The sequence below is a fragment of the Pseudomonas sp. GXZC genome, assembly GCF_026967615.1.
GTDB lineage: Bacteria > Pseudomonadota > Gammaproteobacteria > Pseudomonadales > Pseudomonadaceae > Aquipseudomonas > Aquipseudomonas azotoformans_A.
Genome location: NZ_CP114115.1, coordinates 3,547,063 through 3,573,197, shown reverse-complemented (window position 1 = coordinate 3,573,197; position 26,135 = coordinate 3,547,063). Strand labels below are relative to the sequence as shown.

22 protein-coding genes are annotated in these 26,135 nt (G+C 61.1%); 5 read left to right on the top strand and 17 right to left on the bottom strand.

What is annotated here, in order from left to right; translation table 11 throughout:
* Positions 1 to 11 precede the first annotated feature (11 nt).
* Together OZ428_RS16595 and msrB are read right to left on the bottom strand one after the other, a co-directional pair.
* A complete protein-coding gene (locus OZ428_RS16595) occupies positions 12 to 1,730 on the bottom strand; it encodes a cytochrome c biogenesis protein DipZ (protein WP_269130557.1) in 1,719 nt (572 codons plus the stop codon).
* A gap of 32 nt (positions 1,731 to 1,762) precedes the next feature.
* A complete protein-coding gene (gene msrB / locus OZ428_RS16590) occupies positions 1,763 to 2,263 on the bottom strand; it encodes a peptide-methionine (R)-S-oxide reductase MsrB (protein WP_269130556.1) in 501 nt (166 codons plus the stop codon).
* A 258-nt stretch (positions 2,264 to 2,521) separates the two neighbouring features.
* Here msrB and OZ428_RS16585 point away from each other — a divergent pair, with 258 nt between their 5' ends.
* Together OZ428_RS16585 and OZ428_RS16580 are read left to right on the top strand one after the other, a co-directional pair.
* Positions 2,522 to 3,232: a response regulator transcription factor gene (locus OZ428_RS16585; RefSeq protein WP_269130555.1), complete on the top strand. Its 711-nt coding sequence runs from the start codon at positions 2,522 to 2,524 to the stop codon at positions 3,230 to 3,232.
* Positions 3,229 to 4,695 (top strand): sensor histidine kinase, encoded by a 1,467-nt coding sequence (locus OZ428_RS16580; RefSeq protein WP_269130554.1) that lies wholly within the window; start codon positions 3,229 to 3,231, stop codon positions 4,693 to 4,695. The genes OZ428_RS16585 and OZ428_RS16580 overlap by 4 nt, the downstream gene beginning before the upstream one ends.
* On the opposite strand, the gene OZ428_RS16575 is transcribed toward OZ428_RS16580, so the two are convergent.
* From OZ428_RS16575 to OZ428_RS16565, 3 genes are all read right to left on the bottom strand, one after another.
* Positions 4,658 to 5,590 (bottom strand): alpha/beta fold hydrolase, encoded by a 933-nt coding sequence (locus OZ428_RS16575; protein WP_269130553.1) that lies wholly within the window; start codon positions 5,588 to 5,590, stop codon positions 4,658 to 4,660. The two genes, OZ428_RS16580 and OZ428_RS16575, sit on opposite strands and share 38 nt — an antisense overlap.
* A gap of 80 nt (positions 5,591 to 5,670) precedes the next feature.
* Positions 5,671 to 7,926 (bottom strand): ATP-dependent DNA helicase, encoded by a 2,256-nt coding sequence (locus OZ428_RS16570; protein ID WP_269130552.1) that lies wholly within the window; start codon positions 7,924 to 7,926, stop codon positions 5,671 to 5,673.
* A complete protein-coding gene (locus OZ428_RS16565; protein WP_269130551.1) occupies positions 7,923 to 9,569 on the bottom strand; it encodes a VRR-NUC domain-containing protein in 1,647 nt (548 codons plus the stop codon). The genes OZ428_RS16570 and OZ428_RS16565 overlap by 4 nt, the downstream gene beginning before the upstream one ends.
* A gap of 186 nt (positions 9,570 to 9,755) precedes the next feature.
* Here OZ428_RS16565 and OZ428_RS16560 point away from each other — a divergent pair, with 186 nt between their 5' ends.
* Entirely contained in the window at positions 9,756 to 9,980 is a 225-nt protein-coding gene (locus OZ428_RS16560) for a YgdI/YgdR family lipoprotein (protein ID WP_033902158.1), read from the top strand.
* 40 nt (positions 9,981 to 10,020) lie between these two features.
* Here OZ428_RS16560 and OZ428_RS16555 read toward each other — a convergent pair whose 3' ends face one another.
* The 8 genes from OZ428_RS16555 to OZ428_RS16520 all read right to left on the bottom strand — a co-directional run bounded on the left by OZ428_RS16555 (position 10,021) and on the right by OZ428_RS16520 (position 20,675).
* Positions 10,021 to 11,433, bottom strand: coding sequence for a polyurethane esterase (locus OZ428_RS16555; protein ID WP_269130550.1), 1,413 nt, complete (start codon positions 11,431 to 11,433; stop codon positions 10,021 to 10,023).
* A gap of 35 nt (positions 11,434 to 11,468) precedes the next feature.
* Complete coding sequence (locus OZ428_RS16550; RefSeq protein ID WP_038850506.1) at positions 11,469 to 12,797, bottom strand: TolC family outer membrane protein; 1,329 nt, start codon at positions 12,795 to 12,797, stop codon at positions 11,469 to 11,471.
* Between the two features lie 2 nt (positions 12,798 to 12,799).
* Entirely contained in the window at positions 12,800 to 14,113 is a 1,314-nt protein-coding gene (locus OZ428_RS16545; RefSeq protein WP_269130549.1) for an HlyD family type I secretion periplasmic adaptor subunit, read from the bottom strand.
* On the bottom strand, positions 14,110 to 15,861 hold the full coding sequence (locus OZ428_RS16540; protein ID WP_269130548.1) for a type I secretion system permease/ATPase: 1,752 nt from the start codon (positions 15,859 to 15,861) through the stop codon (positions 14,110 to 14,112). Before OZ428_RS16540 ends, OZ428_RS16545 begins: the two co-directional genes overlap by 4 nt.
* 103 nt (positions 15,862 to 15,964) lie before the next feature.
* Positions 15,965 to 16,333, bottom strand: coding sequence for an AprI/Inh family metalloprotease inhibitor (locus OZ428_RS16535; protein WP_177110127.1), 369 nt, complete (start codon positions 16,331 to 16,333; stop codon positions 15,965 to 15,967).
* A gap of 49 nt (positions 16,334 to 16,382) precedes the next feature.
* Entirely contained in the window at positions 16,383 to 17,831 is a 1,449-nt protein-coding gene (locus tag OZ428_RS16530; protein ID WP_269130547.1) for a serralysin family metalloprotease, read from the bottom strand.
* A gap of 366 nt (positions 17,832 to 18,197) precedes the next feature.
* On the bottom strand, positions 18,198 to 19,301 hold the full coding sequence (locus OZ428_RS16525) for a DmpA family aminopeptidase (protein WP_269130546.1): 1,104 nt from the start codon (positions 19,299 to 19,301) through the stop codon (positions 18,198 to 18,200).
* A 9-nt stretch (positions 19,302 to 19,310) separates the two neighbouring features.
* Entirely contained in the window at positions 19,311 to 20,675 is a 1,365-nt protein-coding gene (locus tag OZ428_RS16520; protein ID WP_033902149.1) for an APC family permease, read from the bottom strand.
* Positions 20,676 to 20,874: 199 nt separating this feature from the next.
* Here OZ428_RS16520 and OZ428_RS16515 point away from each other — a divergent pair, with 199 nt between their 5' ends.
* Positions 20,875 to 21,660 carry a helix-turn-helix transcriptional regulator gene (locus OZ428_RS16515; RefSeq protein ID WP_269130545.1) on the top strand — a complete coding sequence of 262 codons (786 nt, stop codon included), beginning with the start codon at positions 20,875 to 20,877 and terminating at the stop codon, positions 21,658 to 21,660.
* A gap of 168 nt (positions 21,661 to 21,828) precedes the next feature.
* On the opposite strand, the gene OZ428_RS16510 is transcribed toward OZ428_RS16515, so the two are convergent.
* Genes OZ428_RS16510 through OZ428_RS16495 form a run of 4 tightly spaced genes read right to left on the bottom strand, consistent with a single transcriptional unit; the run spans position 21,829 to position 25,603 of the window.
* Positions 21,829 to 22,908, bottom strand: a complete 1,080-nt coding sequence (locus OZ428_RS16510; protein WP_269130544.1) for a polyamine ABC transporter substrate-binding protein — start codon at positions 22,906 to 22,908, stop codon at positions 21,829 to 21,831.
* Between the two features lie 60 nt (positions 22,909 to 22,968).
* Complete coding sequence (locus tag OZ428_RS16505) at positions 22,969 to 23,310, bottom strand: cupin domain-containing protein (RefSeq protein WP_065891006.1); 342 nt, start codon at positions 23,308 to 23,310, stop codon at positions 22,969 to 22,971.
* Positions 23,311 to 23,337: 27 nt separating this feature from the next.
* Positions 23,338 to 24,744 (bottom strand): NAD(P)/FAD-dependent oxidoreductase, encoded by a 1,407-nt coding sequence (locus tag OZ428_RS16500; RefSeq protein WP_033902145.1) that lies wholly within the window; start codon positions 24,742 to 24,744, stop codon positions 23,338 to 23,340.
* A 49-nt stretch (positions 24,745 to 24,793) separates the two neighbouring features.
* Positions 24,794 to 25,603, bottom strand: coding sequence for a helix-turn-helix transcriptional regulator (locus OZ428_RS16495; RefSeq protein WP_269130543.1), 810 nt, complete (start codon positions 25,601 to 25,603; stop codon positions 24,794 to 24,796).
* A 257-nt stretch (positions 25,604 to 25,860) separates the two neighbouring features.
* On the opposite strand from OZ428_RS16495, the gene OZ428_RS16490 reads away from it, so the two are divergent.
* Positions 25,861 to 26,133: a DUF1652 domain-containing protein gene (locus OZ428_RS16490; RefSeq protein WP_014718395.1), complete on the top strand. Its 273-nt coding sequence runs from the start codon at positions 25,861 to 25,863 to the stop codon at positions 26,131 to 26,133.
* The last annotated feature ends 2 nt before the right edge of the window (positions 26,134 to 26,135 follow it).

Below are 26,135 nucleotides of genomic sequence, written 5' to 3'. Positions count from 1 at the left end.
GGCACTCCGGGTTAACCAAAGGTGAAGGCATACGCCGACACGTTGGGGTCAAGGAATTCGATGGTGAAGGTGCGGTCCTGCACGGCGCCCGGCTGACGCACAAGCTGGTACAAGCGTTGTTCGGTGACGGTGCCGCGGCCATCCGGGGCCACGTCGGTGCCATGGGCGTCGGCTGGGGCCTGGCCATCGATCGTGACTTTGAAGCGCACCGGTTTTCCATCGGCGCCAGGACCCAGTACCAGATGCAGGTCGCGGGCATGGAAGCGGTAGACGATGCGCCCGCCGGCCTGGTCGAGGGTGACCTGCTGGCCGCCGACGTTCCATTGGCCTTCCAGGGTCCAGTTGTTCAGGGCCAGGGGGCCGGATTTGACGAAATTCTCGGCGCGCTGGGCGCCCAGGTAGGTTTCCGGCGATTGCACTTCGTTCATGTCCGGCGCTTGCTGCACGCCCTTGGCGTCGGCTTCGATCAAGCCGCCAGCGACGTGCAGGGCACCGGCTTCACGCAGCAACTGCTGGATCACCCGCTCCGACTCGGCATAGTCGCCCTCGCCAAAGTGGTGATAGCGGATCTGCCCCTTGGCATCGGCAAAGTAATGGGCCGGCCAGTACTGGTTGTTGAACGCGCGCCAGACCTTGTAGTTGTTGTCGATGGCCACCGGGTAGGTAATGCCCAGGTCCTTCATGGCCTTGGTCACGTTGTTCACGTCGCGTTCAAAGGCGAATTCCGGCGCGTGCACGCCAATCACCACCAGGCCCTGGTCGCGGTACTTGTCGGCCCAGGCCTTCACGTAGGGCAAGGTGCGCAGGCAGTTGATGCAGGAGTAGGTCCAGAAATCCACCAACACCACCTTGCCCTTGAGCGCTTCGGCGCTCAGTGGCGGGCTGTTGAGCCATTGCACGGCGCCGTCCAGGGGCGGCAGCGCACCTTCGATGGGCAGTGTGTCGCTGTGGTTGGCGGCGGCCATCATTGCGCCCCCCGCCATCATCGCCCCGCCCTTTTGTTCCGGCTTGGCGCTGAGCGTGTCCACCAGGCGTTGCTCCAGGCCGCCGGTGGAGGCAGTCGATAACCGCGACAGCACGCCGGTGTCCAGGCCCAGCGCAATGGCGGCCACCCCGGCCAGCATCAGCGCACCCAGGCCTCGGCGCAGCCATTCACCGGCACCCAGGGACTTTTTCATGAAGCCAAAGACTTTACCGCCGACCAACAAGGCCAGCGCGAGGGAGGTAGCAGCCCCGGCGGCGTAAGCCAGCAAGAGCAAGGTAGTGCCGATGCTGGCGCCCTGCAGCGCGGCGCCGGTGAGCACCAGCCCCAGGATCGGCCCGGCGCACGGCGCCCACAGCAACCCGGTGGCCACACCGATCAGGAACGATGCGCCCGGACGCGGCCTGGCGTCGGCCCCGGCGGCTTCCGACAGGCGACTGCCGGCGGCCACCAACGGGCGTGTCAGACGTTCCGACAGCTGCGGCAGCAATAGCGTTAAGCCGAACAGCGCAACGCACAGCAACGCGAGCCAGCGACCGTATTGATTGACTTGCACCACCCAACCGCCGCCCACCGCCGCGAGCGTTGCCACCAGGGCGAATGTCACCGCCATCCCCGCTAACAGCGGCAAGCCACTGCGCAAAAACGGCTGCCCGGTGCGAGCGAAGACAAAAGGCAGAACAGGCAGGATGCACGGGCTGACGATTGTCAGCACGCCGCCCAGGTACGCGAGAACCAGAAGCCACATGGCAGGGAACCTTATAAGAGAAAGACATCGGCTTAAGCCGCCGTGAACGTCATGGCGGCGCCGTTCATGCAGTAGCGCAGGCCGGTGGGTGGCGGGCCGTCATCGAACACGTGCCCTTGGTGACCGCCACAGCGACGGCAGTGGATTTCCTTGCGCACCACGCCGTAGGACGTGTCCCTGCGACTGGCCACGGCGTTGTCCAGGGGCTGCCAGAAGCTCGGCCAGCCGGTGTGGCTGTTGAATTTGGTGGCTGAGGAAAACAGCGGCAACGCACAACCGGCGCAGGCGAAGGTGCCCGCACGGTGTTCGTCGTTCAGCGCGCTGGTGTAAGGACGTTCGGTGCCCTCCTCGCGCAGGATTTCGTACTGCTCGGCAGTGAGCAGGCTGCGCCATTGCGCGTCGGTGTGAGTGACTTCGAAGGGTTCGGCGGCTTCGGCTTCGGTGACCATAGTGAATTGTTTGAGCAGGCCACCGGCTACGAGCGCAACCCCGATGCCACCGCTGGCCAATAATATTTGACGTCTTGAATACATAGGACCTCCTTTGTGCGCAACTTGTGGTGAGCGGGCTTGCCCCGCGCTGGAGTGCGCAGCGCTCCCGTTTTTTTGGGGCTGCTGCGCAGCCCAGCGCGAGCAAGCTCGCTCACCACAACAGGCGCTTCGCCTTAGCATTGAAACCATCCTGAGCCCTGGCCGGTCGCGGAATCCTCACGCAGAGTTAAACAATTCGTGATAACTACACTGTTGCAAAACCCGCACAATGCGCGGACTACAAGCGAAGGTTTCTCTTACATGGATCAGCCAAAACGTGTCCTGGTGGTTGAGGACGATGCCCATATCGCCGACCTGATCTGCCTGCACCTGCGTGATGAACAATTCCAGGTGGCGCACAGCGCCGACGGCACCGAAGGCCTGCGCCTGCTGGAGCAAGGCGGCTGGGATGCGCTGATCCTCGACCTGATGCTGCCCGGCGTCGACGGCCTGGAAATCTGCCGCCGCGCCCGTGCCATGACGCGCTACACACCGATCATCATCACCAGCGCACGCTCCAGCGAACTGCACCGCATCCTCGGCCTGGAGCTGGGCGCAGATGACTACCTCGCTAAACCCTTTTCCATGCCGGAGCTGGTGGCCCGAGTGAAAGCGCTGTTGCGCCGGGTCGACGCCATGGCGCGTAACCTGAAGATGGACGCCGGCAGCCTCGACCTCGGCCAACTGTTCATCAACCCGTTGACCCGCGACGCCACCCTGCAAGGCCAGCGCCTGGACCTCACCCCACGGGAGTTCGACCTGCTGTACTTCTTCGCCCGCCAGCCGGGCAAGGTGTTCTCGCGCATGGACCTGCTCAATGCGGTGTGGGGCTACAGCCACGAAGGTTATGAACACACGGTCAACACCCATATCAACCGCCTGCGCGCCAAGGTCGAAGACGACCCGTCCAACCCGGCGCGCATCCTTACGGTGTGGGGTCGTGGCTACAAATTTGCCGAGAGCCCACCATGAAACTGACCCTGACCCAGCGCCTGTCGGTGGTGTTTGCCGTATTGCTACTGGTCTGCAGCGGCACCTCGGCCTGGTTGCAGGTGCGCTCCAACCGCATGCATGAGCTGGAGGTGGTGCAAGGCCTGTCCCGCGACCTGGCGGCGCACATTGCCCGCGACACACAACTGATGGACGCCGATGGCCTCAAGCCCGACGCGGTGCGCAACCTGTTCAGCCAGTTGATGCTGGTCAACCCGAGTGTCGAGGTGTACCTGCTCGACATCGACGGCCGCGTGGTCGGCAACGCCGCGCCCAGTGGTCACTTGCTGCGTGATCAGGTCGACCTCGCACCCGTGCGACGTTTCCTGGCCGGGTTCATGCTGCCGATCCTCGGCGATGACCCGCGCAGCCTCGATGGCCGCAAGGTGTTCAGCGCAGCGCCACTCATGGCTGGCGGCCAGCAGACCGGCTTTCTCTATGTAGTGCTGCTGGGTGAAGCCCATGACGTGTATGACGCCAAGGATGCCACCGGCATGGCATTGAAGATCGCGCTGTGGTCCATCGGCCTGGTCGCCCTGCTCTGCTTGTTGGCCGGCCTGATTGCGTTCGCCTGGATCACCCGACCGCTGCGCCAGTTGACCGACAAAGTCGGCCAGTTCGACATCAATGGCGCACCGAAAGCGGCTGAAACCGCTGCGCCGGAACTCACCAGCGGCGATGAAATTGCCGTGCTCGACCACGCCTTCGTGCAGATGGAAAACCGCCTGGGCGAACAATGGCGCGCCATCACCCATCAGGACCAGGAACGCCGGGAAATGGTCGCGAACATCTCCCACGACCTGCGTACGCCGTTGGCCTCGCTGCATGGTTACCTGGAAACCCTGTCGCTCAAGGATGCCAGCCTCAGCCCCGAAGAACGCCGCCGTTACCTCGGCATTGCCCTGGACCAGAGCCGCAAAGTCGGTGGACTGGCCCAGTCATTGCTGGAACTGGTGCGTCTGGAGCATGGTTTTGTCCAACCGGTGATCGAAGGGTTTTCATTGCCGGACCTGGTGCAGGACATCTTCCAGAAATTCGAACTCACGGCCGAAGCGCGCGGTATTACGCTCACTGCGACCCTTCCACCGCAAGTGCCCACGGTACTGGCGGACCTGGGCCTGATTGAGCGGGTGCTGACCAACCTGCTGGATAACGCCTTGCGTCATACACCGGTGAACGGCGAAATAGAGGTGACGTTGTCGCCGGAACCCAATTCTGTCGCTATCACCGTCAGCGACAGCGGCCCAGGCATCGACGCCGAGCTGCGCGAAGGCTTGTTCCTGCGCGCCTTTACCATCGGCGGCGCCCGTCGTGACGGCGGCCTGGGCCTGCGTATCGTGCACCGTATCCTGCAACTGCATGGGCGTAGCATCCGCCTGGTGGATCAACCGGGTCGAGGGGCAACCTTTACGTTTTCCCTAGAAACCCGAGCATCAGTGCGTTGACCTGTTGGGCTTGTTCGTTCTGGATCCAGTGACCACAGTTGGCCAGCACGTGCTGCTCAAGCTGCGGCACTGAATCCGGCATGCGCTTGAGCGTGTGGGCTTCGAAGACCCCGACCGGGTCGCGGTCGCCGATCAGGAACAACGTGGGTTGCAGGACCTGCTGCCCCGCCAGGCATTCAGTGCGTTGCCAGTTGCGTTCAAAGTTGCGATACCAGTTCAGCGGGCCACGAAAACCGTGCTCGGCAAAGGTGTTCACATACACGTCCAAGTCCGCTTGGGAACACCAATGCGGCAATGCACCGGGCGCCGACACGCCTTCGAGCAAGGTGGCGCTGGCTGGCTTGCGCTGTAGAAACACATCCTGGTCCTGCATGAACAGGCGCAAAGTCCGTTCGATATCAGCATTCAACTCCTGCTCGGCAACGCCCGGCGCCTGGAAATACAGGATGTAGTTGAAGCGGTCGGCGTACAGCTCGCGCATGATTTCGATCACCGGCCGCCGTGCGCGCCCAGCGAACGGGACTGACATCGTGATCAAGTGTGTGACACGCTCAGGCTCAAGCAACGCCAGGTGCCACGCCACCGCAGCGCCCCAGTCATGGCCGGCCATCACCACCTGCGTATGGCCAAAATGGTCCATGGCTTGCTGGATATCGCCGCACAACGTCAGCAAGTCATAGTTGGCAATTTCAGCCGGTGAACTGCTGCCCCCGTAACCACGCATTTGCGGGGCAAATACGCGATAACCCGCCGCTGCCAGTGCGGGAATCTGTTCGCGCCAGGAGTGCCAGCACTCAGGGAAACCGTGAAGCAACCAGATCGGCGTCCCCTGTTCGGGGCCCGCACTATGAACGCTTAACTCAATACCGTTGACGCTGATGAGGTGCTGGCGCATGGGCATGACCTACTTGAAGGTTTTCCCCAGCGTGGACCATGGCGGCTGAAGCCACCAGCATCATTGATGGCAGGAATGACTCAAGCCATCGCCCACCAGCGCGGCAACAATTGACGTACACGTGCCTCGCCAAATCGGTCATCGATCAGCATCACCACACCCTGGTCCTGCTGGCTGCGGATCACCCGACCCGCCGCCTGCACGACTTTCTGGATGCCAGGGTACAGGTAGGTGTAGTCGTATCCCGCGCCGAAGATCGCGCCCATGCGCAACTTCATCTGTTCGTTGACTGGGTTCAACTGGGGCAGGCCAAGGGTGGCAATGAATGCGCCGATCAAACGGGTTCCGGGCAAGTCGATGCCCTCACCGAAGGCGCCGCCCAGCACGGCAAACCCGATGCCCTGGCTGTGCTCGGTAAATTGGTCCAGAAAGGCTTGGCGCTCGCCCTCGGCCATGCCGCGAGACTGTTGCCACAGCGCGATCTTCGGATGCCGCTCGGCCAGCAACTGCGCCACCTGCTGCAGATAATCAAAACTCGAGAAAAACGCCAGGTAGTTGCCCGGCTGTTGCAGGTACTGGCGAGCGATCAACGCAACGATCGGCTCCAGCGAGGCCTCGCGGTGCACGAAGCGCGTGGAGATTGCATCGACGATACGTACCTGCAACTGCTCGGCCTTGAACGGCGACTCCACATCGATCCACGCCGTATCAGCGGGCAGGCCCAGCAAATCCGCGTAGTAATGACGGGGGCTCAGGGTCGCGGAAAACAACACGCTGCTGCGGGCCGCCGTCAACCGTGGGCGGATGAACTCGGCAGGCACCACGTTGCGCAGGCACAGGGTCGAGCTGCTGCGTTTGCCGCCGAGCTGGCGCTTGCTGATGTCGAAAATGAAGTGTTCGTTGAACAGCTCGGCGACCTTGCCGAATTGCAGCACCTCGAAATAGAAATTTTGCAGGTCGCCGCTGAGGGATTCGGGGTGATCGTTGAAGTATTCGCCCATGGCGCTCGCGCACAGGCTCAGGGCCTGCAGCAGTTTCTCGGGGCGGACGCTGTAGGCCTGGTACGGCGCGAGTTGGTCTTTATGCAGCGCGTTCCACTCACGGTTGAGGCGCTGCAAGGGCTTCTTCAAGGGCTCCGGGGCTGTGTCGCGCAGGGTCTTGAGGTGGTACTGGTCGAGGCTGGCGCTGTACATCGAGCGGGCCCGCTCGACCAGGTTGTGCGCCTCGTCCACCAACACCGCCGCGCGCCATTGGTTGAGCTGGGCAAGGCCGAACAACATGGCGCCGAAATCGAAGTAATAGTTGTAGTCGGCGACCACCAGGTCGGCCCAGCGCGCCATTTCCTGGCTAAGGTAATAGGGGCAGACGTCATGGGCCAGGGCCACCTCGCGCAGGTTGCGCTGATCGAGCAGGCGCACCTTGGCGGCGGCGATGCGTGCGGCGGGCAAACGGTCGTAGAAACCCTTGGCCAAAGGGCATGAATCGCCATGACAGGCCTTGTCCAGGTGTTCGCAGGCTTTGTCCCGCGCCACCAGCTCCAGCACACGCAGTGGCAGCTCCGGGCTGCTGGCATGCAGCACCTGGGCGGCATCCAGGGCCAGTTTGCGGCCGGGCGTCTTGGCGGTGAGGAAGAACAGCTTGTCCAGTTGCTGGGGCGCCAGGGCCTTGATCAAGGGGAAAATCGTACCGATGGTCTTGCCGATACCGGTCGGTGCCTGGGCCATCAGGCAACGGCCGGTGCTGACCGCCTTGAACACCGATTCGGCAAGCGAACGCTGGCCAGGACGGAAACCGGCATGGGGAAACGCCAAGGTTTGCGCGGCGCTGTTGCGCGCTTCGCGGTGTGCCATTTCCTGCTCAGCCCAACCGAGGAACAGCGCACATTGCTGGTTGAAGAAGGGTTCCAGCTCGGCGGCTTGAAAGCGTTGGTTGAGCAGCGTCTCGCCTTCGCCGACGATGTCGAAGTAGACCAGCGCCAGGTCGATTTCCGAGAGGTTGAGCTTCTGGCACATCAGCCAGCCATACACTTTGACCTGGGCCCAGTGCAATTGCCGGTGGTTGGCCGGCTGGGCGTCGAGGTCGCCGCGATAGGTCTTCACCTCTTCCAGGCGGTTCGCGTCAGGGTCGTAACCGTCTGCCCTGCCCCGCACCTTGAGCTGCTGGTACTCGCCCTCAAGCGCCACTTCATTCTGGTAGTGCGCGCTGCGCCGCGAGGCGACGGTGCGGTGGCCGACAATGCCTTCCTGGGCACTGGGTGACGGTGTAAAGCGCAGGTCCAGGTCACCGACCTTGGCCGTGAACTCACACAGCGCACGCACGGCAACGTTGTAGCTCAAGCGGACTCTGCCCAACGCACATAACAAACCGTCACCGGCATCTGGTATTCGCCGCAGAATTCCAGCCAGCGCAACTGGTTGTCCTGCAGGCGATCGCCGGGCCCCTTGACCTCGATCATGCGGTAGGTTTTTTGCGCTGGCCAGAACTGGATCAGGTCGGGCATGCCGGCGCGGTTGGCGCGGATGTCCAGCAGCAGCCGTTCAAACCAGTAGCGCAGGTGTTCGGCGGGCAGGCAGGCCAGGGCCTGTTCCAGCAGCTCTTCGCTGAGCAGGTTCCAGAACACGAACGGTGACTGGATCCCCCACTTGTCGCGGTAACGCTGGCGAATGGTGGCTTTGTAGCGTTCGTCCTGCAATTGCTCGAAACACGCGGCGAACAGCGGTGCACGACGCTGGTGGAAGTCTTCGCTGTGCAGGTCCGCTGGACCGCGTTGGAACGGGTGGAAAAATGAGCCCGGCAGCGGCGTAAAGATCACGTCCCAGCACAACAGGCCAAACAGTGAATTGATCAGCCCGTTTTCAACGTAGTGCACTGGCCCATCAGGCTCGCTGAGGTGGGCCTGCACGCAGTATTCCACTGACATCAGCGGCTCGGGCAGTGCAAGGGCCAGGTCCAGTCGGGTGACCGGACGTGGCTTCGTTTTGGGCAACGCCGGTTCACCCAGCTTGCGGCGCAGGCGTGGTACGACACGCAATAAGTGTTGCTGCTCGGCGGCGCTTTCCGGGGCCTGTTGGGCGGCAGTTGCCAGGGCCATGGCTTGGCCGTAGTCCTCCTGGCGCTCCAGCACGCGAATCAGTCGTGAGCGGGCACCAGGATAGGTACAGGCGCGGTAAATCTGTTCCGCCAACGCCAACTCGGCAATGCGCTCGCAGTATTGACCGACCTGGAACAACAACTTGGCCCGACGTTTTTCCAGCCAGGGGTTGTCGGTACTCAGGGTGGCGATCCTGGCAAGTACCTCCTCCAACGCTTCACCGGCTTCAAAGGCCTGCTGGCATTGGTGCAGGAACAGAAAGCCGTGCACATCGTCACGGCTGCGCAGCCCACGGGATTCTGCGCAGAATTTGACTTTTTCGTAGGTGTAGATGCCCAGGTCGGCCAGCACGAATTCCGACCAGTCCTGATGCAGGTTGCCGAAGAACATCAGGCGCAGGCGATCGCACAACTCCATGACGGTAAGGCTGTACAAGGTGTCGGCAAGGTCCGGACACCAGTTGGCAAAACTGCGGCTGTCGGTGAATTGCGTCGCCAGCCCTTCCAACCAATCGGACTTCTTGCCCTTGGGCTGGTCGATCCAGGGCTTGAACGCACCGAGTATCTCGCCTTTTTGCAGCAAGCCGAACAGCGCTTCAAAGGCCAGTGGGGACTGATTGTCGACCCAACCCAAGGCGAGCAACGGCGCGGCAGCGGCGTGGGTGCAACCGATCTCCAGGTAATTGAGCTTGCCCGCCCGAAAATGCACACCCTTGCGCATCACCATGCGCACCAAAAGCGCCTGGGACGCCTGCGGCAACCTGTCAAATTGCTGAATGAAATGCTGTTCGTCCGCATCCAGCAGGTCCGCATAGCGTTGCCCCAGCCAATGCAGGACCTGGCGGAAGTTATGCAGGTAATAGAGCGGGTCTTCGAGGGGGTTGGCCATGGCGTGCAGCGTTCAAATACTGGTTATGCATACAGAGTGCCGTCGCCAAGGCCAGGTTGCAATGGCTAATAGATAAATGGCGCCTGCAACTTTTCACATAAAAGTGATCAGATGGGTGAGCCGATGGCGTAACATTTGTTGCCCGCGCCTCTGGCGTGGGACTTTTCAAGGTTAAAGGTAAGGGTTATGAACATGAAGAATTTGGGTCTGCCACTGGTTGCACTCACTTTTCTGGTATTGGCCGGTTGCGCGACGCAGACCGTAGTGACGCTGCAAAACGGCACACAGTATTTGACCAAGGACACCCCGAAAACCAAGACCGCCGACGGTTTCTACGAATTCACTGATATCGCCGGCAAGCGTGTACGGGTCAAGGCCGACGATGTGGCCACCGTGCGCAAGGAAGACTGATTGAGCAATCATGTGGGGGCCTGGCCCCCACATGTGTCTGTCAGACGATGACAACACCCTCCCCCGACCATCCGCTCACCCCAACCAGTGTCACCGAATCCCCGCCCACACTGATCACCGTATCCCCACCGTGTTCACGGTAATCCACACTGCCGTGCACATCCTTGAACACCAGCGTGTCTGTCGATTGATAGCCAATCACTCGGTCCTGCCCGAAATGCCCGCTGAACAGAAAGGTGTTGTGCCCGCTGTTATCGCGGATCGTGTCATTGCCCTTGCCGCCCTCGATAAAGTCCGCGCCCTTGCCCCCCTGGATCAGGTCATTGCCGTCGCTGCCAATGATGAACGTATTGCCTTTGTGCGGTTCGGCATTGCGGTTGAGATCCTGCACCCAAGTATTGGCCCGCGCTGGGTCGGACAGGTTGGCGACAATCACCGTGGAATCACGGGTCATCTGCTCGTAGAAACCTGACTCAAGCACCCGCGTCAGGCCATCGCCATAACCGGTGGGCAAGTGCGAGATCCAGGTCGGCAAGTTGACAATGGAAAATGGCAGCACATTCCACAACGTCGAGGCGTAGTGGTCGTTGAAGCTGACGATATTGTCCGTGGTCGACTCATGGGGCTTGTCATGCACGCCCAGGGAAGACAGGTTGAAGGACGCGCCATCCAACGCACGGAACACCGGGTCGTTTTCATAGCCGATATTCAGCACCTTGTCGCCGGCACTCTGGGTCGGTGACGCATAGGCCACGTAGTTGGCGTCCTTGTAGAAGCCGGCCCATTTGCTGTTGCTCAGATCCGCCATGCTGTTGACGGCCAGCCCGCCCAGGCTGTGGCCGCTGACGACTACATCCTTGCCGCTCAAACCGTGGGCGCTGGCATAGTCAGCGACGTTCTTGAGCAAACCGCCAAAGGCCTCCCCGGCATAATTCTTGGCGTAATCCTTGGGGCCCAGTGCGGCCAGCAGGTCACTGACCAGATCGCCGATGGAATCGCTGATCAAGGTTTCCCGAGGCCCTGAGGTGCCGCGAAAGCCGATGCCGATCTCCAGCAGTTTTCCGGCGTCATCGTACTTACCCAACACCTCGACCTGGGCCGTGGTGTAGCCGGCCTTCTCACCGAAAAACGTGCCCCGCGCATCGACCTTGCCACCGTAGCCCAGGGTGCTGGCGCTGATGGGTGTCCAACCGGCCTTTTGCACCGCGTCCAGCGCGGCTTTTTCCGAATCCGGGTTCCAGGGAATGCCGGGGATCACACCCTGGGAATCCGTACTGCCGAGCAACGCACCGACCAACGTGGCCGGCAAGCCCAGCCCCAGGCCATTGTGCTGGTAACCCACGGCAAAGCCGTTGTCCAGGTTGTGATAGGAATACAGCGTGATCGCCATCGCGTCGGCGAACAACGCCTTGGAACCCTCGGTGCCGAGGTTTTTATAGTCAAAGATACCCATGTCAGTGCCTCTCTTATTGTTGTGAACACCCAAAATCAACGCCCAAACGCCTCATCCACCTTGGCCAGGTCGGTATCGCGCAGGTTGCCGGCGTAGTAATGCAATTTGGTCCAGGCCATCAGGTAGTCGTACCGCGCCTGGGCCAGGTCTCTGCGAGTGCTGTAGAGCTGCTGCTCGGCGTTCAGCGCATCCAGGTTGACCCGCTCGCCCCCCAGGATGCTTTGCTGGGTCGACACCACCAGCGCTTCGGCCGACACCAAGGCCTTCTGATACGCACGCAGCTTGCTCACCCCCGACAGGCAGGCACTGAACTGCCGACGCAGCTCGATCAGGGTTTCGCGGGTCTTGCCCTCCAGTTCGTACTCGGCCTGTTCCATGGCGCGGCTGGCCTGGCGCGTGGACGCCGAGATACCGCCACCGGCATACAGCGGCAGGCTGACTTCGACGCCGATAGTGTTGGTGTCATAGCGCTGGTTGTAGGTGTTGCCGCTGTCGGACTCCTGCTGGCGCGAGCTGGCATAGGCCGTGACCTTGGGCAGATGCCCGGCGCGGTTGCGTTCCACTTCATAACGCGCCACTTCCAACGCCTGGCGCTGGGAGGCGAGCGTAGGGTTATTGCTGATCGCCAGTTCATGCCAGGTGTCGTAGTTGGCCGGCGTCAGGGTGAAGGCGGCAAAGCCCCGGTTCAGCGGGGCCAGGTCGTGGATGTTGACGCTTTGCACGCCGATCAATGCGCCCAGCTCCCGCAAGGACGCGTCCTGTTCATCCAGGGCCTGGATCTCTTCGGCGGTGGCCAGTTCATAGCGTGATTCAGCTTCCAGGATGTCGGTGCGAGTGCCCTCGCCTTGCTGGAACAAATGCTGGTTCTGCTGGAACTGCTGCTCGAACGCCTTCTTCTTCGCGCGGGCGATGTCGATCTGGTCCTGGGCAAACAAGGCCTGGGTGTAATAGGTCAGCACCCGCACCAGCAGCGCCTGGCTCTTGTCGCGAAAGCTTTCGTCGGCAAACAGCGCCTGGGCCACGCCTTTGCGGTAGTTGGCGTAGGCCTCGTAGTCAAACAGCGGTTGTTGCAGGCTGAAGGTGGAGCCGTAGCTGTTGTAGTTGCGGTCATCGTGGTAATTGCCGCCGCGCCCGTCCGGCAAGGTGGCCTGGGAATTGTTGCGGCCCTTGTTGTAGTTGTACGAGAGCTTGGGCAACAGCCCGGCGCGGCCGATGGCGCGGTTTTCCAGGCCGGCGTCGCGCTCCTTGATCGCTCCGAGGAACACCGGGTCGTTGCGCAACGCCTGTTCGTACACATCAAACGGGCCCATGGCGGCCTGGGCACTGGCGCTGGTCAACAGCAAGGCGATAAACATGTGCTTCATGTCTATTCCTCGGTCAACGCGGAGCCGGCGCGGTCGAGCAGCGGCTTGAACAGGTAATTGAGCAGCGAGCGCTCGCCAGTGCGCACGAACATCTCGGCGGGCATGCCGGGTTTGATCACCAATCCGTGGAGTTTTTCCAATGCCGCTTCGCTGACCGTGGTGCGCAGCACGTAATAGGCCGCGCCGGTTTTTTCATCGAGCATCTGGTCGGCGGAAATCAGGCTGACCTCCCCCGGCACACGCGGTGTGCGGCTCTGGTTGAAGGCGGTGAACAGGATATCGACCGGCAAGTGCGTGCCGACCTTGTCGACCAAATGCACCGGCAAGCGCCCTTCCACTTCCAGGCGCGTGTCCTGGGGCACGATCTCCAGCAGGGTTTCACCCGCCCGCACTACGGCGCCTTCGGTGTGCACGCTGAGATTGACCGCGATGCCATCCGCCGGGGCGTTGATTTCGCTGTGTTGCAGGTCGAAACCGGCGGAGGTGAGTTGCTGTTCAAGGGTCAGGCTGCGCAATTGCGCGTCGGCCAACTGGCTGCGCACTTCCTTCTGGTATTCCTCGCTGTGCTGTTGCAGTTTCAGCCGCGATTCAAGAATGCCCTGTTCGACCCGGCCACTTTCACCGGTGTTCTGCGCCAGGTCCTGTTGCACCTGGGACAACTGGCGTTGGTAGTCCATCAGCCGGTTGCGCGGGATGTAGCCGTTGTCCGCCAAGGGTTGCAAGTTGCTCAGTTGATCACGCAGGGACTGGGCCTGGGCGGTCAGGTCGCTGCGGGCGCGGCGCATGCCGCCCAACTGCGCGGTGGCGCCGTCGATATTGGCACGGATACCCGCCTGCTCACGGGCAAAGGCCTCACGACGGCTGCTGAACAATTGGCGCTGGCCTTCCAGCACCAGCGCCAAGGCCGGGTCGGGATTGGCACTCAGCTCAGCCGGAAAGCGGATGCTGGCCTGGTTGTCGCGCTCGCTCTGCCAGCGTGCCACGCTGGCCCAGGCCATACGGTACTGGGCTTGCAAGGATTGCACGTCGGCCTGGTGCTGGGTCTGGTCGAGACGAAACAACGGCTGGCCTTGTTTCACAAACTCGCCCTCCTTCACCAAGATTCGGCTGACCACACCGGGGCTGAGGGTTTGCACCGCCTTGCGCTTGCCCGACACCACCACCGTGCCCTGCACCGGAATGCCCTGATCCAAGGGCGCCAGGCTGGCCCACAGGAAGAAGCCACCGGCACCGACCACTGTCAGCAGCCAGCCCATGCGGGCGAAGAAATTGGCGTCGTGTTCTTTGAAGCGAGGTTCAACAGTGAGGCTGCTCATGCGCCTGGATTCCTTCCGGCCTGGTACTGACGACTGAAACTCACGCCCGGTTTCTCCTTGGGCGGCTCCTGCTGGCCGGACAACGCCCGCAGCACTTCCTGGCTCGGCCCAAATGCCTGCAAATGCCCTTCGCTGAGCACCAGCAACTTGTCGGCCTGGGCCAGCGCCGACGAGCGATGGGTGACCAGCACCACGCTGCTGCCCTGGGCTTTCATCTGCACGATGGCACTGGCCAACGCGGCTTCGCCGACAGTGTCGAGGTTGGAATTGGGCTCATCCAGCACGATCAAGCGCGGCCCGCCATACAGGGCGCGGGCCAACGCCACCCGTTGTTTCTGGCCGCCGGACAGGCCGCCGCCGTTGTCACCCAACAGCGTGTCGTAGCCCTGGGGCAAGCGCAGGATCAGCTCATGCACGCCAGCCTGCTGCGCGGCATGTACTACAAGTTCGGGATCAGCCTGGCGAAAACGCGCAATGTTGTCGGCAATGCTGCCGCTGAACAGTTCGATGTCCTGGGGCAGATAGCCGATGTGGGGACCGAGGTCATCGCGGTCCCAGCGGTGAATATCCGCGCCATCCAGGCGCACCGTCCCGGCCAGCGTCGGCCACACGCCCACCAGCACACGGGCCAGGGTGGACTTGCCGGAGCCTGATGCACCCAGAACGCCGAGCACTTCACCCGCGCCGAGGTTGAAGCTGACTTGATGCAAGGTCGCCACCCGACGCCCCGGCGGGCCTGCACTGACCTGTTCGAAGCTGACTTGGCCCTTGGGCGCCGGCAGCTTCATCTGCTCGACTTCAGGAGGAAATTCACGCAACAAATCATCCAGCCGCTGGTACGCCAGCTTCGCCGAACTCCATTGCTTCCACACCGCAATCAACTGGTCGATGGGGCTGAGCACCCGGCCCATCAGGATGGAACCGGCGATCATCATCCCGGCGGTCATATCGCCCTTGATCACCAGCAACGCCCCCAGGCCCAGCACCAGCGATTGCAGGCACAGGCGCAGGGATTTGCTCAAAGACGTCACAACCGAGCCGGTGTCACTGGCCTTGTTTTGTAAACCGAGAAACTGCGAATGCACCGCAAACCAGCGCTGGCGCAGCGCACCGAGCATGCCCATGGCCTGGATGGTCTCGGCATTGTGCAAGTGGCTGGTGGCCAGTTGCGTGGATTGCTGGGAATAACCACTGGCCTCGCCCAACGGTTTTTTGGTCAGGTATTCGTTCAGGCAGGCGAGGCCGATCAACAGCACCGCGCCCGCCGTGGCCAATACGCCGAGCCACACGTTGAACAGGAAAATCACAAACAGATAAATGGGAAACCACGGCGCGTCGAAAAACGCGAACAGCGCCGGCCCGGTGATGAACTGGCGGATGTGGGTCAAATCGCCCAGGGATTGCCCGGCATGCCCCTGCCCGCTTTTCAAGTTGCGTTCGAAGGCGGCTTTGTACACGCGCAGGTTGAAACGCCGCTCCAACTGGCTGCCGATACGGATCACGATAAAGCTGCGGATCACCTCAAGCGTGCCAATAAACGCAAAGAAGCCGACGACCATCAGTGTCAACATCACCAGGGTGGCTTCATTCTGGGAAGACAGCACGCGGTCATACACTTGCAGCATGTAAATCGATGGCACCAGCATCAGCAGGTTAATCAATGCGGTGAAACAGCCAACACTGATCAAAATACGTTTGTATTCACCCAACGCCTTGAATAACGGCGCGACGGCATGGGACTTCGCCATGGTTTCTGATCTTCCCTGAAACAAATTTCACGCAATAGTTGCCCCAACCCCGAATGACGGAGCGGCCAACTAAGACATTCAAGTTATAGGCTTATAACTACAACTAAGGTGTGCGCTGCAATACAACTTCGAGGCCGGTGGGCGTGCGACCTTTATATTCGCCCTCTTGCTCTCGGTTGAGGTGGGTTATCCCGCTGCCTTCGGCATTCATCAGCCAGATGCCATCCGGTGTCGGCGTCCAGGTCAGTGGCTTTTCACCGAGCCATTGCGCCGCGCAGGCGACGTCACCGGCCAAGGCATTTGCCTGTTCCAGCAGGTCCAGTGCGCACACCTGATCCTGTTGATGCAATTGCCAGTGCCCAGCCAACTGGGCGCTGGTGGGTAATACAAGACTGCTCGCCATCACGTGGGCTCCTGCCGATACGAACATCACCTGCAACACGCCGGTGATCACTTTGAAAAAACGCTGCATCTTCACGCTCCATCGCTAAAGCGCGGCGCCGAAGCGCCGCGCCCGTGCATTACGCCACGATGTCGCTGACAGCTGCCTGGCCGACGGTGGTGACGAGGAAGTCCGCCACGCCGTGCCCGGAGAAGTCGACTGCCAAGGTGCCCAGGTTGGTGCCTGCGGCATAGGTCAGTACAGCATCGCCGGCATGTCCGGTGAAGGCATTGACGAAGGTCAGGCCTGCGCCCTTGGTAATACCCGACAAATCGATCTTGTCCGAACCCGAGGTAAAGTCAAAGATCTTGTCCGCAGCGCCTGGCTTGGAATCGGAACTGGCACCGAACACAAAGGTGTCGTTGCCTGCGCCGCCCCATAGTTGGTCCGCACCGCCGCCGCCGTAGATGATGTCGTTGCCGGCCCCACCCTTGATCACGTTGGCTGCGTTATTGCCGATGATCAAGTCATTGCCGGCGCCGCCGAAGGCGTTCTCGATGGTCACGCCCTTGGCGATGGACACGTTGCCCACCAGGCCGCCAACGTCGGAGAACGACGCTTCATTGAGGTTGATCTTCTGGTTCTGGGTGAAACCGGAGAAGTCCAGGGTGTCGTTACCACCGCCGTCCCACACCGAGAACACCAGCTTGTCGGCATTCGAGGTGGCGCTGAGGAAATCACGCCCGGTGTTGGAATTGAAGCCGTAGGTGGTGTCGCCGGCACGGGTGTTGTAGTTGGCGCCGTAGAGCTTCTGGATCGCCGCGATGTCATCGATCAGCGGGCCGGACGCGTAGGCTTCGACGCCGCCTTTGCTGAAGTTCTGGTTGGTGTTGCTCTCGCTCCAGTAACTCATGACGCTGTAGCCACGCGTGTCCTGTCCATAGTCCGCGTCTTTGTAGGAAGGGTTACCGGTCCCGGCGTTGTAATCGCCAGGGTGGTCCAGGCCCAGGGTATGGCCGATTTCGTGGGTCAGGGTCTGGCGGCCGTAGTTGTTCAGGTCCGGCGTTTTGTTCGGCGTGTAGCTGCTGTTGGTCAGGTACCAGGAGGTGCCGTCCAGGCCGCTTTCGTGGTACTTGTCGTTGGTGCCCGGCAGGTAGGCAAACGCGGCCGCGCCGTCCTGGCCACCGCTGTAGTTGCCAAACGTCATGTGGAAGTCACCGCCGGAGGCTTTCTCGGTGAAGGTCACATTGGCCACATCCGCCCAGGATTGCATGGCCAATACGGCCTGTGCTTTCTGCTGGGCGTTGAACTGGCTGAACCCGGTGATGCCATGTTTGTTCATGGTTGCCGAGGACGCCGAGGTGAGGAAGGTGTAGGTCAGATCAATCTTGCCGTTGCCATCCAGGTCACGATAGGCCGCGTTCTCGCGCAACAGGTGGTCAGCTGCCTGATCCACCGAGAACGAAGGTTTACCGTTGACCGTGAGGTTGCCGCCACGGTCGTACAGATGGCTAAAGCTATCGATTTGCGAGTAAGCGGTGCTGGCTTGCGCCGCCGACACGATAGCCTTGTCTTTTACTTTTGACATAAACGTACTTCCTTGTTTGCAAGTGCATCAGTCTTTGTTCGATAGGAACCTCGCGGGCGAGATCGTCCTATCACTCGCCTCTTTTGAAGGCGTAAGAAAACTGACACAACTTGAAATCTTTCGTCTACATCTTTTCCAGCACTCTAAACCACTCAAACAACAACTTAGTTGAGTCCTGTGCCGTGTTTATTGGGTGACAGTGGTTTTGTCCGACAAAAAACAGCTGGCTCATATTTAAATATTAAATAGCACTAACGCCGCTCAAGTAGAGCGGCGCCGCCATTTAATGGATCCAATATATTGGCAGGGTGTCATTAGCAACATTAAACAGCCACTACTTGTATTAATAACTTAGGTTGCCCCCTATTACCGGGACATACTCCACCCCGTCTTATGCAATACCGCCAATAGCGTTTCTCCGTCTAATCCGGGCACCAGCACACCTTCATCAGTGAGCATGCTCTCCCCGGCCAGGATCGCATTGATGATCGCTTCTTCCACCGCCTCCGCCGCCGCGCTGAACAGCGGCGAAATATGGTCGTTGTTGACCATCTGCAAGGCGCTGCTGAACGGCAGGCCCTTGCGTCCATAATCCGCTGGCGGCAGATCCTGGTTACCGGTGGCAAAGGCCAGGAACAGGTCACCGCTGGAATCTTCGGTGCCGCCGCCAGTGCGGGCGATGCCGATGGACGCGCGCTGCGCCAAGCGCTGGCATTGGTGCGGTAACAGCGGCGCATCGGTGGCCAGGATCACCACGATCGAGCCCATGCCCGGCGTGCCTTGCTCGGCGAAGGGCGACGCAATCTCCATCAACTGGCGCCCCACCGGGTAGCCGTCCACCCGCAGCTCCTGGCGCTTGCCATGGTTGGCCTGCACCAGCACGCCGACAGTCCAGCCGCCCTGCTCCGTCGGCAAGCACCGCGAGGCTGTGCCAATGCCACCTTTGAACTCATGGCAGATCATGCCCGTGCCGCCGCCAACCGCGCCTTCCTGCACCGGGCCGGTTTCGGCATTGTCCACGGCTTCGCGCACATGCTCGGGGCCGACATGCTGACCCCAGATGTCATTGAGCAGGCCGTCATAGGTTTCCATCACCACCGGCATGCACCAGTACACCGCCGGGTCCGCCAGGCGCTCGCGCTCCAGGGCGATCAGGCTGTCGCGCACAATGCCGATGCTGTGGGTGTTGGTGATGGCCAACGGCGTGGTCAACAGCCCCGCTTCGTTGATCCACTCAAGGCCAGTGGCGTCGCCATTGCCATTGAGCACGTGGTAGCCGGCGAAGCACGGTTGCTGGCGGGCTTCGCCGGCGCGCGGCTGGATCACGCTGACGCCAGTGCGCACGTGCTTGCCGTCGACCAGCGTCTTGATCGTGCTGTGCCCGACCCGGACACCGGGCACATCGGTAATGGCGTTCCATTCACCGGGCGTGCCGAGCCCCAACGTGATGCCCAATTGACGTGCGCGCATAACCACTCCTTACAATTTCTGGAAGACCGGACTCAACCGGCCACTGATGCAATACAGAATCACCGACAGCGCCAGCAAGCCGATGATGATCATGATGTCGCGGATCGAAGCCGCCGCCACCAGGGTGACCAACAGATAACCCGCCCCGAGTACCGCGACCAACGCCGGCAGCGGCCACAGCGGCATGCGATAGGGATGCTCGCGATCACGCAGCAGCACCCGGCTCATCAACGCGCTCAACGCCACCACCAGGTACACCAGCATGATCAGCAACACGCTGAACGAGGTCAGGTCGGCCAGGTTGGAGCTGAAACTCAACAGCGCCGAAGGAATCGCCAGGAACAGCGTAGCCAACCAGGGCGAATCCCAGCGTGGATGAATACGCGTGAACAGTTTGTTGATGCTCGGCGTCCACAGCGCGTCGCGCCCGCTGCTGAACACCACGCGGCCGATCTGGATCACGATCGCGACAATCGCATTGAACACCGACAGGAAGATCCCGGCGCTGACCAGCCGCGACAAGGTTTCATTGCCATGGCTGGTCAACAGGTAGCCGATAGGGTCCGGGCTGCTGATCATCTCACTCAGCGAAGGCGCACCGATCAACAGCGCAGTGATCGGCACCAGCTCGATGATCACCACCAGGCCGAGGGACCACAGCACCGCCTTGTGTACGCCTTTGCCGCCGCATTTCATGTCCTCGGCCAGCAACACTGCCGGGCCGTAACCATTGTAGGAAAACAGACCGATACCCACCGCGCCGATCACCAGCGCCCACGGCGCCAGGTGCAGCACGCCGTTTTCGACGATCTGCGGCTGGAACAACACACTGGCCGGTTGCACCGGGTTGCCGAAGCCGATCACCACGATCACCAGCAGCGCAGCCACTTCAAGCAGCAGGCACGTACCGGTGATCCAGGCATTGAGCTTGATATTGAGGATGCCCAAGGCGTAGCTGCACACCACGATTACCAGCGCGACGGTCTGGGAGTCGAACTTCGTGCCCAAGGCGTTATTCAGATAAGTCGCGGCGCCTGTGGCCAGCACCGGCGGGATAAACAGCAACATCACCAGCACCGTCAGGAATGTCGCATATCCGGCCATGCCGCCAAACACGCGCTTGGCGTACACATACTCGCCCCCGGCGCTGTTGTGGGCGCGGCCCAGTTCGGCGTAGCAAAAGGCAAACATCAGCGCGAGCAAGCCTGCCATCACAAACGCCAGGAACACGCCGCTGCCGGCCTGCTGGATGGCAAAGGGCGCAATCACAAACACGGAACTGGCCGGCGTCACCGCCGACACGGTGATGGCGACCACATCAAAGACACTCAAGGTGGGTTTCAGCACGCCGTCGAGCGTGGGGGAAGTACTCATATCGTTATCCTCTGTCGTTGTTCTTGGTGTGAGGCAGAAACGAAACGTCTGAATATCGCGGGATATGTTTCCCGCTGAATGATGGCAACCATAAACAGGGCGTTCATGTCAGCCAATTCCCCTATTGGCGTACTCCCCTTGACGCCACCGGGCAAAAGCCGAACCCTTGGCCGATCTTTTGCGGGTGGGAGCCTGCCACATGAGCCTGTTTCGCGAAGTCGGCATGCACGCCGGCCTGGGCCGCACCGTCGCACACATCGGCACCGAGCATTTCTGGAAACAGTTGGTGTTGTTGCTGCACCAGTGCCTGCCGTTCGATAACGCCTTGGCGATCTTCTACCCGGTGGATGGCCCGCCCCAGGCCTTGGAAGAATACGACGCGCAGCCCAGCAGCAAACCTGCGTCGATGCTGGTGTACCTCAATGGCTTGTATTTGCTCGACCCGTTTTTCCAGGCCTGTCGCGAGGGCTATGCCAGCGGCGTGTACCGCCTGGAGGAAGTGGCACCGGATCATTTTCGCCAGAGTGAATACTTCCTCAATTACTTCCATGACAACGTGCTGGAAGACGAGGTGCAGTTCATCCTGCAATTGCCGGGCGCGGGGACGTTGTCGCTGTCGTTGGGCATGCAGCGGCGTTTCAGTTTTGATGAGACCGGGCTGATGACCACCGTGGCCGCCTGGGTATTGCCGCTGATGCAGCAGCACTGGCAGCAAAGCACCCAGCGTGCGCCGGCGATGGACAGTCAGATCAGGGACGCGTTGAGCCAGTTCGGTTGTGGTGTGCTGTCGGACCGCGAGCTGGAAATCGCCCGGTTGGTGCTGCGCGGGTTCTCGTCCAAGGCTATGGCCGAGCGCCTGAATATCTCCCCGGACACGGTGAAGGTGCACCGTCGGCATTTGTACGCCAAGCTGGATATATCGTCACAGCCAGAGTTGTTTTCGTTGTTTATCCAGTCGTTGGGGCATGATCTGGAAAACCCTTGACCGGTGGCAGGCCAGCTTATGTGGTGAGCGGGCTTGTCCCGCGCTGGGTTGCGCAGCAACCCCAAGGCCAGACGCCGCGGTTTATCTGGATAACCGCGGTGATCTTATTGGGGCCGCTTCGCGCCCCAGCGCGGGACAAGCCCGCTCACCACAATTTATAACAGCCCTTCAGCGCCCGGTGCGGATGGTGTTCCACACGCGCGTACGCACCCGGTCGATATTCAATGGCATCGCCTCCAGCGCAAACAACTTGCCCATCATTTCCGGGCTCGGATACACCTTGGTATCTGCCTTGATTGCGGGCTCCACCAGGCTGTCGGCGGCTTGGTTGCCGTTGGCGTAATGCACATAGTTGGTGATGCTGGCCATCACTTCCGGGCGCAACAGGTAGTTCATGAAGGCATACCCGGCTTTTTCATCCGGGGCGTCCGCAGGCATGGCGACCATGTCGAACCAGATCGCGGCGCCTTCCTTGGGAATGTTGTAGCCGATGTTCACGCCGTTCTTGGCTTCCTTGGCACGGCTTTCCGCCTGCAGGATGTCGCCGGAGAAGCCCACCGCCACGCAGATATCGCCGTTGGCCAGGTCGGCGGTGTATTTCGAGGAGTGGAAGTACGCGACGTAAGGGCGCACTTTCATCAGCAAGTCTTCAGCCTTTTTGTAGTCCTCAGGCTTCTTGCTGTGGTGCGGCAGGCCCAGGTAATTGAGTGCCGCCGGCAGCAGTTCCGGGCCGTTGTCCAGAATGGCCACGCCGCATTTTTGCAGCTTGGCCATGTTCTCCGGCTTGAAGATCAGGTCCCAGGAATCGACCGGCGCATTGTCGCCCAGCACCGCCTTGACCTTGTCGATATTGTAGCCGATGCCGGTGCTGCCCCACAGGTACGGGAAACCATGGGCATTGCCCGGATCGTTGTTTTCCAGGGCCTTGAGCAGCACCGGGTTCAGGTTCTTCCAGTTGGGCAACTGGCTCTTGTCGAGCTTCTTCAACGCGCCGCCCTGGATCTGCCGGGCCATGAAGTGGTTGGACGGAAACACCACGTCGTAGCCGGATTTACCGGTCATCAACTTACCGTCGAGGGTTTCGTTGCTGTCGTACACGTCGTAGGTGAAACCAATGCCGGTTTCTTTCTGGAAGTTTTTGGTGGTGTCCGGCGCAATGTAGTCCGACCAGTTGTAGATTTTCACCGTCTCGGCGGCCTGGCTGATAGAGGCCACCAACATCAAGGGCAACAGGGCAATGGCTTTCATGGTTCGATTTCCTGGCGGTTTTAGGGCTGTTTTTATGGCAGGCGATCAAGGATCAAAGCGTTACAGGATCAATACGTAGGTCTTGCGCACGGTTTCCTGGATGTCCCAGATGCCGGTGCTGTTGGCCGGCAACATCAGTGCGTCACCGGCTTGTATGTGGACGATTTCACCGTTGTCAGGGGTGAAGGTGCAGCGGCCCTGGATAAAGTGGCAAAACTCCTGGGATTTGATCTGTCGACGCCAGACGCCTGGGGTGCATTCCCAGATGCCGGTCTCGACGCCGTCGCTACGCTCGACGCTCAGGGTCGAGGCCACGGCAATGGGCTCGCCCAACGGCACGGCGACGGGCGACGAGTCCGGCAGGTGGGCGTTCAGCGTGTCTTTGAATTGCGTGATGCTCATGGGGTTTTCCCGTGTGAGTGAAACGACTTAGTGCATGAAACCTTCCATGAACCCGGCCACGCCGGTCGCCAGCTTGCGGCGCCAAGGGGCGGTGTTGGGGTTGGCCAACACCTGGTCTTCATGGACAAAACTGCGAATGATCGCGTTGTAGCCCAGCCAGCGGCAGGGTTCGGGCTCCCAGGGCTTGAGCGCGTCCAGCCCACGTTCACGGATTACCCAGGGTTGATGGGTCAGCGGCGTGTCGCGGCCAAGGATCAGGTCGGCCAGGGTACGACCACCCAGGTTGGTGGCGCCGACGCCCTCCCCGCCATATCCGCCGGAGAGCGCGATGCCGGTCTTGTGGTCGCACAGCATGTGCGGTCGGAAATTGCGCGACATGCCCAGGTTGCCGCCCCAGGAATGGGTAATCTTCACGTGTTTGAGCTGTGGGAAAAGCTCACCGAACAGGTAGCGACGCAGTTCCACTTCGCTGTCAGTCAGATCGAAGTTGTGCCGCAGCTTCCCGGCAAACTGGTAGCCGCCACGGGCGCCGAACACCAGGCGGTTGTCCGCCGAACGCTGGCCGTAGGTCACCTGGCGACTGCTTTCGCCAAAGGCTTGGCCGTGGCTCAGGCCGATTTCATCCCAGGTGCTGGCCGGCAACGGCTCGGTGGCGACGATCAGGCTTTGCACCGGCAGTTGATAACGGCCCAGGGGCGGTAAGGTGTTGGCGTAGCCCTCCACTGCCGGCACCACCCAAGCGGCACGAACACCGGCCTTCGCCGTGCGTAGGCCGCCGGATTGCCAATGGGTCACGGGGCTGTTTTCGTAGATCGTCACGCCCATGCTCTCAACCACCCGCGCCAGGCCACGCACCAGCTTGGCAGGGTTGATGGTCGCCACATGGGGCGCATAGATACCGCCATAAGGTTTGGCGATGCGAATCTGTTCGGCCAGTTGCTGCGGGCTGAGCCAGCGATAGTCGGCTTCGGTCAGGCCCTGGGCGTAGAGTTTGTCGAGGTAACTGCGCAGGCTGCCTTCCTGCTCGGGGTAACGCGCGGCGCAGTACAGCGCGCCGCCCTTGCGGTAGTCGCAGTCGATACCTTCACGCGCCAGCACTTGGGCGACTTCATCAGGGATGGCATGCAGCAGGTCAAACGAGGCGCGCCGTTGTTCGGGGTTCAGGCCAGCCAACAGGCGGTCCTCGCCCAGCAGGTTGCCCATCAGCCAACCACCATTGCGGCCGGAGGCGCCAAAACCGGCGGTTTGCGCTTCGATGATCGCGATGTTCAGTTCGGGCGCCTGGCGTTTCAGGTAATACGCGGTCCACAACCCGGTATAACCGGCGCCGATGATGGCCACGTTGACGTCCAGGTCCTGCTCCAGCGATGGCCGCGCGAGCAGCGGGTCATCCAACTGGTCCATCCATAAGCTGATGTTGCGCCATGCCGGCATGCCGGGTTCCCCTACCTCGTTTCGATAGGGTGGATCCTAGAGCGCGGTGTCAGGGGCTGTCTTGCGCGCGTGCACGCAGGGAAATTTGTTTGACGTAGGCCTTGGGTGACTGGCCCGTGTGCTGACGGAATGCGCTGTAGAACGCTGACAGTGAGTTGAAACCGGCGGCAAAGGCCAGGTCGTCGACCTTTATCGGCGGTGCTGCCTTGTCCAATGCGGCCAGCAAGTGCTGGAGCCTGGCTTGGTTGACGTAACGATAGAAGCTTTGCCCCAGCACCTGGTTCAGCAGATAGGAAATCTGATTGCGACTGTAGCCGCACTCCTTGGAGACGCGCTGCAGGTCCAGTTCTGGGTCCAGATAAGGTTGCTTGCGTTCGAAATACTGCTGCAGGTCATTGGCCATATGCCCCAATTGCTGGGGCGACAAGCCCAAGCGGCTGACCGAAGGCCGCGCGGCCTGGATAGGTTGCTCGTGCACCAGGGAGGCGTACTCATTGACCCGCCAGATCAGCCCGTCGCGCACGGTGATGGCTTCGCTGGTACGAAATGACACCAGGCCGTGGCCGCCACGCAAGGTGATGCGGTACTGGATGAAGGCCGTATCACCATCGGCGCGGATGCGGTCGCTGTGCTCGATGGCTTCATCGGCCTCGCGCGGCATGCTGGCTTGAAGGTAATCACGCAGCTCGGCGTAACCGACGACACGGTTCTGGAAAAAGTCGTGGTACTGGATGTCCGGATGGTAGTAGGACATGACGCCCTCCAGGTCCCGATGACGCCAACACAGGTGGTGACGCAGCACCAATTCGCGTGTGGCGTGGGACTGCTGGGGCTCATCGTCTTGGGCGATGTCGGGCATGGAAGGCTCTGCGGCGGGTAAACCCTGGAGATTGCCGAATTTTGCTGGGAGCTTCAATGGCGAATTGGTACTTCTGACTAATGGCCTTTTGCCCAATTCCAAGTAGGACATGACCCACATCAAACTTATGAAAAACAACCGCCGAACGGGGCCAAAAAAGTCACCTTGCGTGTGCGAACGGATGCTATTTTTAAGTTCTTAGATGCCACGACCAGTGAAGGTTTTGGCCCCCTGCCGCGAGCTAAAGGAAGCGCTCAATGAACAAGGTGGGCAACATGAACAAAGTGACGTTCCCCAACGCCTGCCAGCTGATGCGCTGGCATTTTCATCCGATGGGTTTTGAGGGCAGCATGGATGCGCCTGGGAGTATGATCGCCCGATTGTTCGACCGCGCCAGCGGCGAGACGCTGATCGCCATTGCCGGCATCCCCTGCGCCACCGTGATGAATGCCGCCGATGTGGAGCGCATCATTGAGGCCGTGGAGGATGAGCTGGAGTCGTTTGTGCCGCCGGTGTCATTGCGGGCCTGAGT

What these genes read in the sequence shown, in the direction of transcription:
- OZ428_RS16580 (WP_269130554.1), top strand. Translation starts at nt 3,229, where the DNA reads ATGAAACTGACCCTGACCCAGCGCCTGTCGGTGGTGTTTGCCGTATTG.
- OZ428_RS16545 (WP_269130549.1), bottom strand. Translation starts at nt 14,113, where the DNA reads ATGAGCAGCCTCACTGTTGAACCTCGCTTCAAAGAACACGACGCCAAT.
- OZ428_RS16540 (WP_269130548.1), bottom strand. Translation starts at nt 15,861, where the DNA reads ATGGCGAAGTCCCATGCCGTCGCGCCGTTATTCAAGGCGTTGGGTGAA.
- OZ428_RS16500 (WP_033902145.1), bottom strand. Translation starts at nt 24,744, where the DNA reads ATGCCGGCATGGCGCAACATCAGCTTATGGATGGACCAGTTGGATGAC.
- OZ428_RS16505 (WP_065891006.1), bottom strand. Translation starts at nt 23,310, where the DNA reads ATGAGCATCACGCAATTCAAAGACACGCTGAACGCCCACCTGCCGGAC.
- msrB (WP_269130556.1), bottom strand. Translation starts at nt 2,263, where the DNA reads ATGTATTCAAGACGTCAAATATTATTGGCCAGCGGTGGCATCGGGGTT.
- OZ428_RS16560 (WP_033902158.1), top strand. Translation starts at nt 9,756, where the DNA reads ATGAACATGAAGAATTTGGGTCTGCCACTGGTTGCACTCACTTTTCTG.
- OZ428_RS16490 (WP_014718395.1), top strand. Translation starts at nt 25,861, where the DNA reads ATGAACAAGGTGGGCAACATGAACAAAGTGACGTTCCCCAACGCCTGC.
- OZ428_RS16520 (WP_033902149.1), bottom strand. Translation starts at nt 20,675, where the DNA reads ATGAGTACTTCCCCCACGCTCGACGGCGTGCTGAAACCCACCTTGAGT.
- OZ428_RS16495 (WP_269130543.1), bottom strand. Translation starts at nt 25,603, where the DNA reads ATGCCCGACATCGCCCAAGACGATGAGCCCCAGCAGTCCCACGCCACA.
- OZ428_RS16575 (WP_269130553.1), bottom strand. Translation starts at nt 5,590, where the DNA reads ATGCGCCAGCACCTCATCAGCGTCAACGGTATTGAGTTAAGCGTTCAT.
- OZ428_RS16510 (WP_269130544.1), bottom strand. Translation starts at nt 22,908, where the DNA reads ATGAAAGCCATTGCCCTGTTGCCCTTGATGTTGGTGGCCTCTATCAGC.
- OZ428_RS16565 (WP_269130551.1), bottom strand. Translation starts at nt 9,569, where the DNA reads ATGGCCAACCCCCTCGAAGACCCGCTCTATTACCTGCATAACTTCCGC.
- OZ428_RS16535 (WP_177110127.1), bottom strand. Translation starts at nt 16,333, where the DNA reads ATGCAGCGTTTTTTCAAAGTGATCACCGGCGTGTTGCAGGTGATGTTC.
- OZ428_RS16555 (WP_269130550.1), bottom strand. Translation starts at nt 11,433, where the DNA reads ATGGGTATCTTTGACTATAAAAACCTCGGCACCGAGGGTTCCAAGGCG.
- OZ428_RS16550 (WP_038850506.1), bottom strand. Translation starts at nt 12,797, where the DNA reads ATGAAGCACATGTTTATCGCCTTGCTGTTGACCAGCGCCAGTGCCCAG.
- OZ428_RS16585 (WP_269130555.1), top strand. Translation starts at nt 2,522, where the DNA reads ATGGATCAGCCAAAACGTGTCCTGGTGGTTGAGGACGATGCCCATATC.
- OZ428_RS16530 (WP_269130547.1), bottom strand. Translation starts at nt 17,831, where the DNA reads ATGTCAAAAGTAAAAGACAAGGCTATCGTGTCGGCGGCGCAAGCCAGC.
- OZ428_RS16515 (WP_269130545.1), top strand. Translation starts at nt 20,875, where the DNA reads ATGAGCCTGTTTCGCGAAGTCGGCATGCACGCCGGCCTGGGCCGCACC.
- OZ428_RS16595 (WP_269130557.1), bottom strand. Translation starts at nt 1,730, where the DNA reads ATGTGGCTTCTGGTTCTCGCGTACCTGGGCGGCGTGCTGACAATCGTC.
- OZ428_RS16525 (WP_269130546.1), bottom strand. Translation starts at nt 19,301, where the DNA reads ATGCGCGCACGTCAATTGGGCATCACGTTGGGGCTCGGCACGCCCGGT.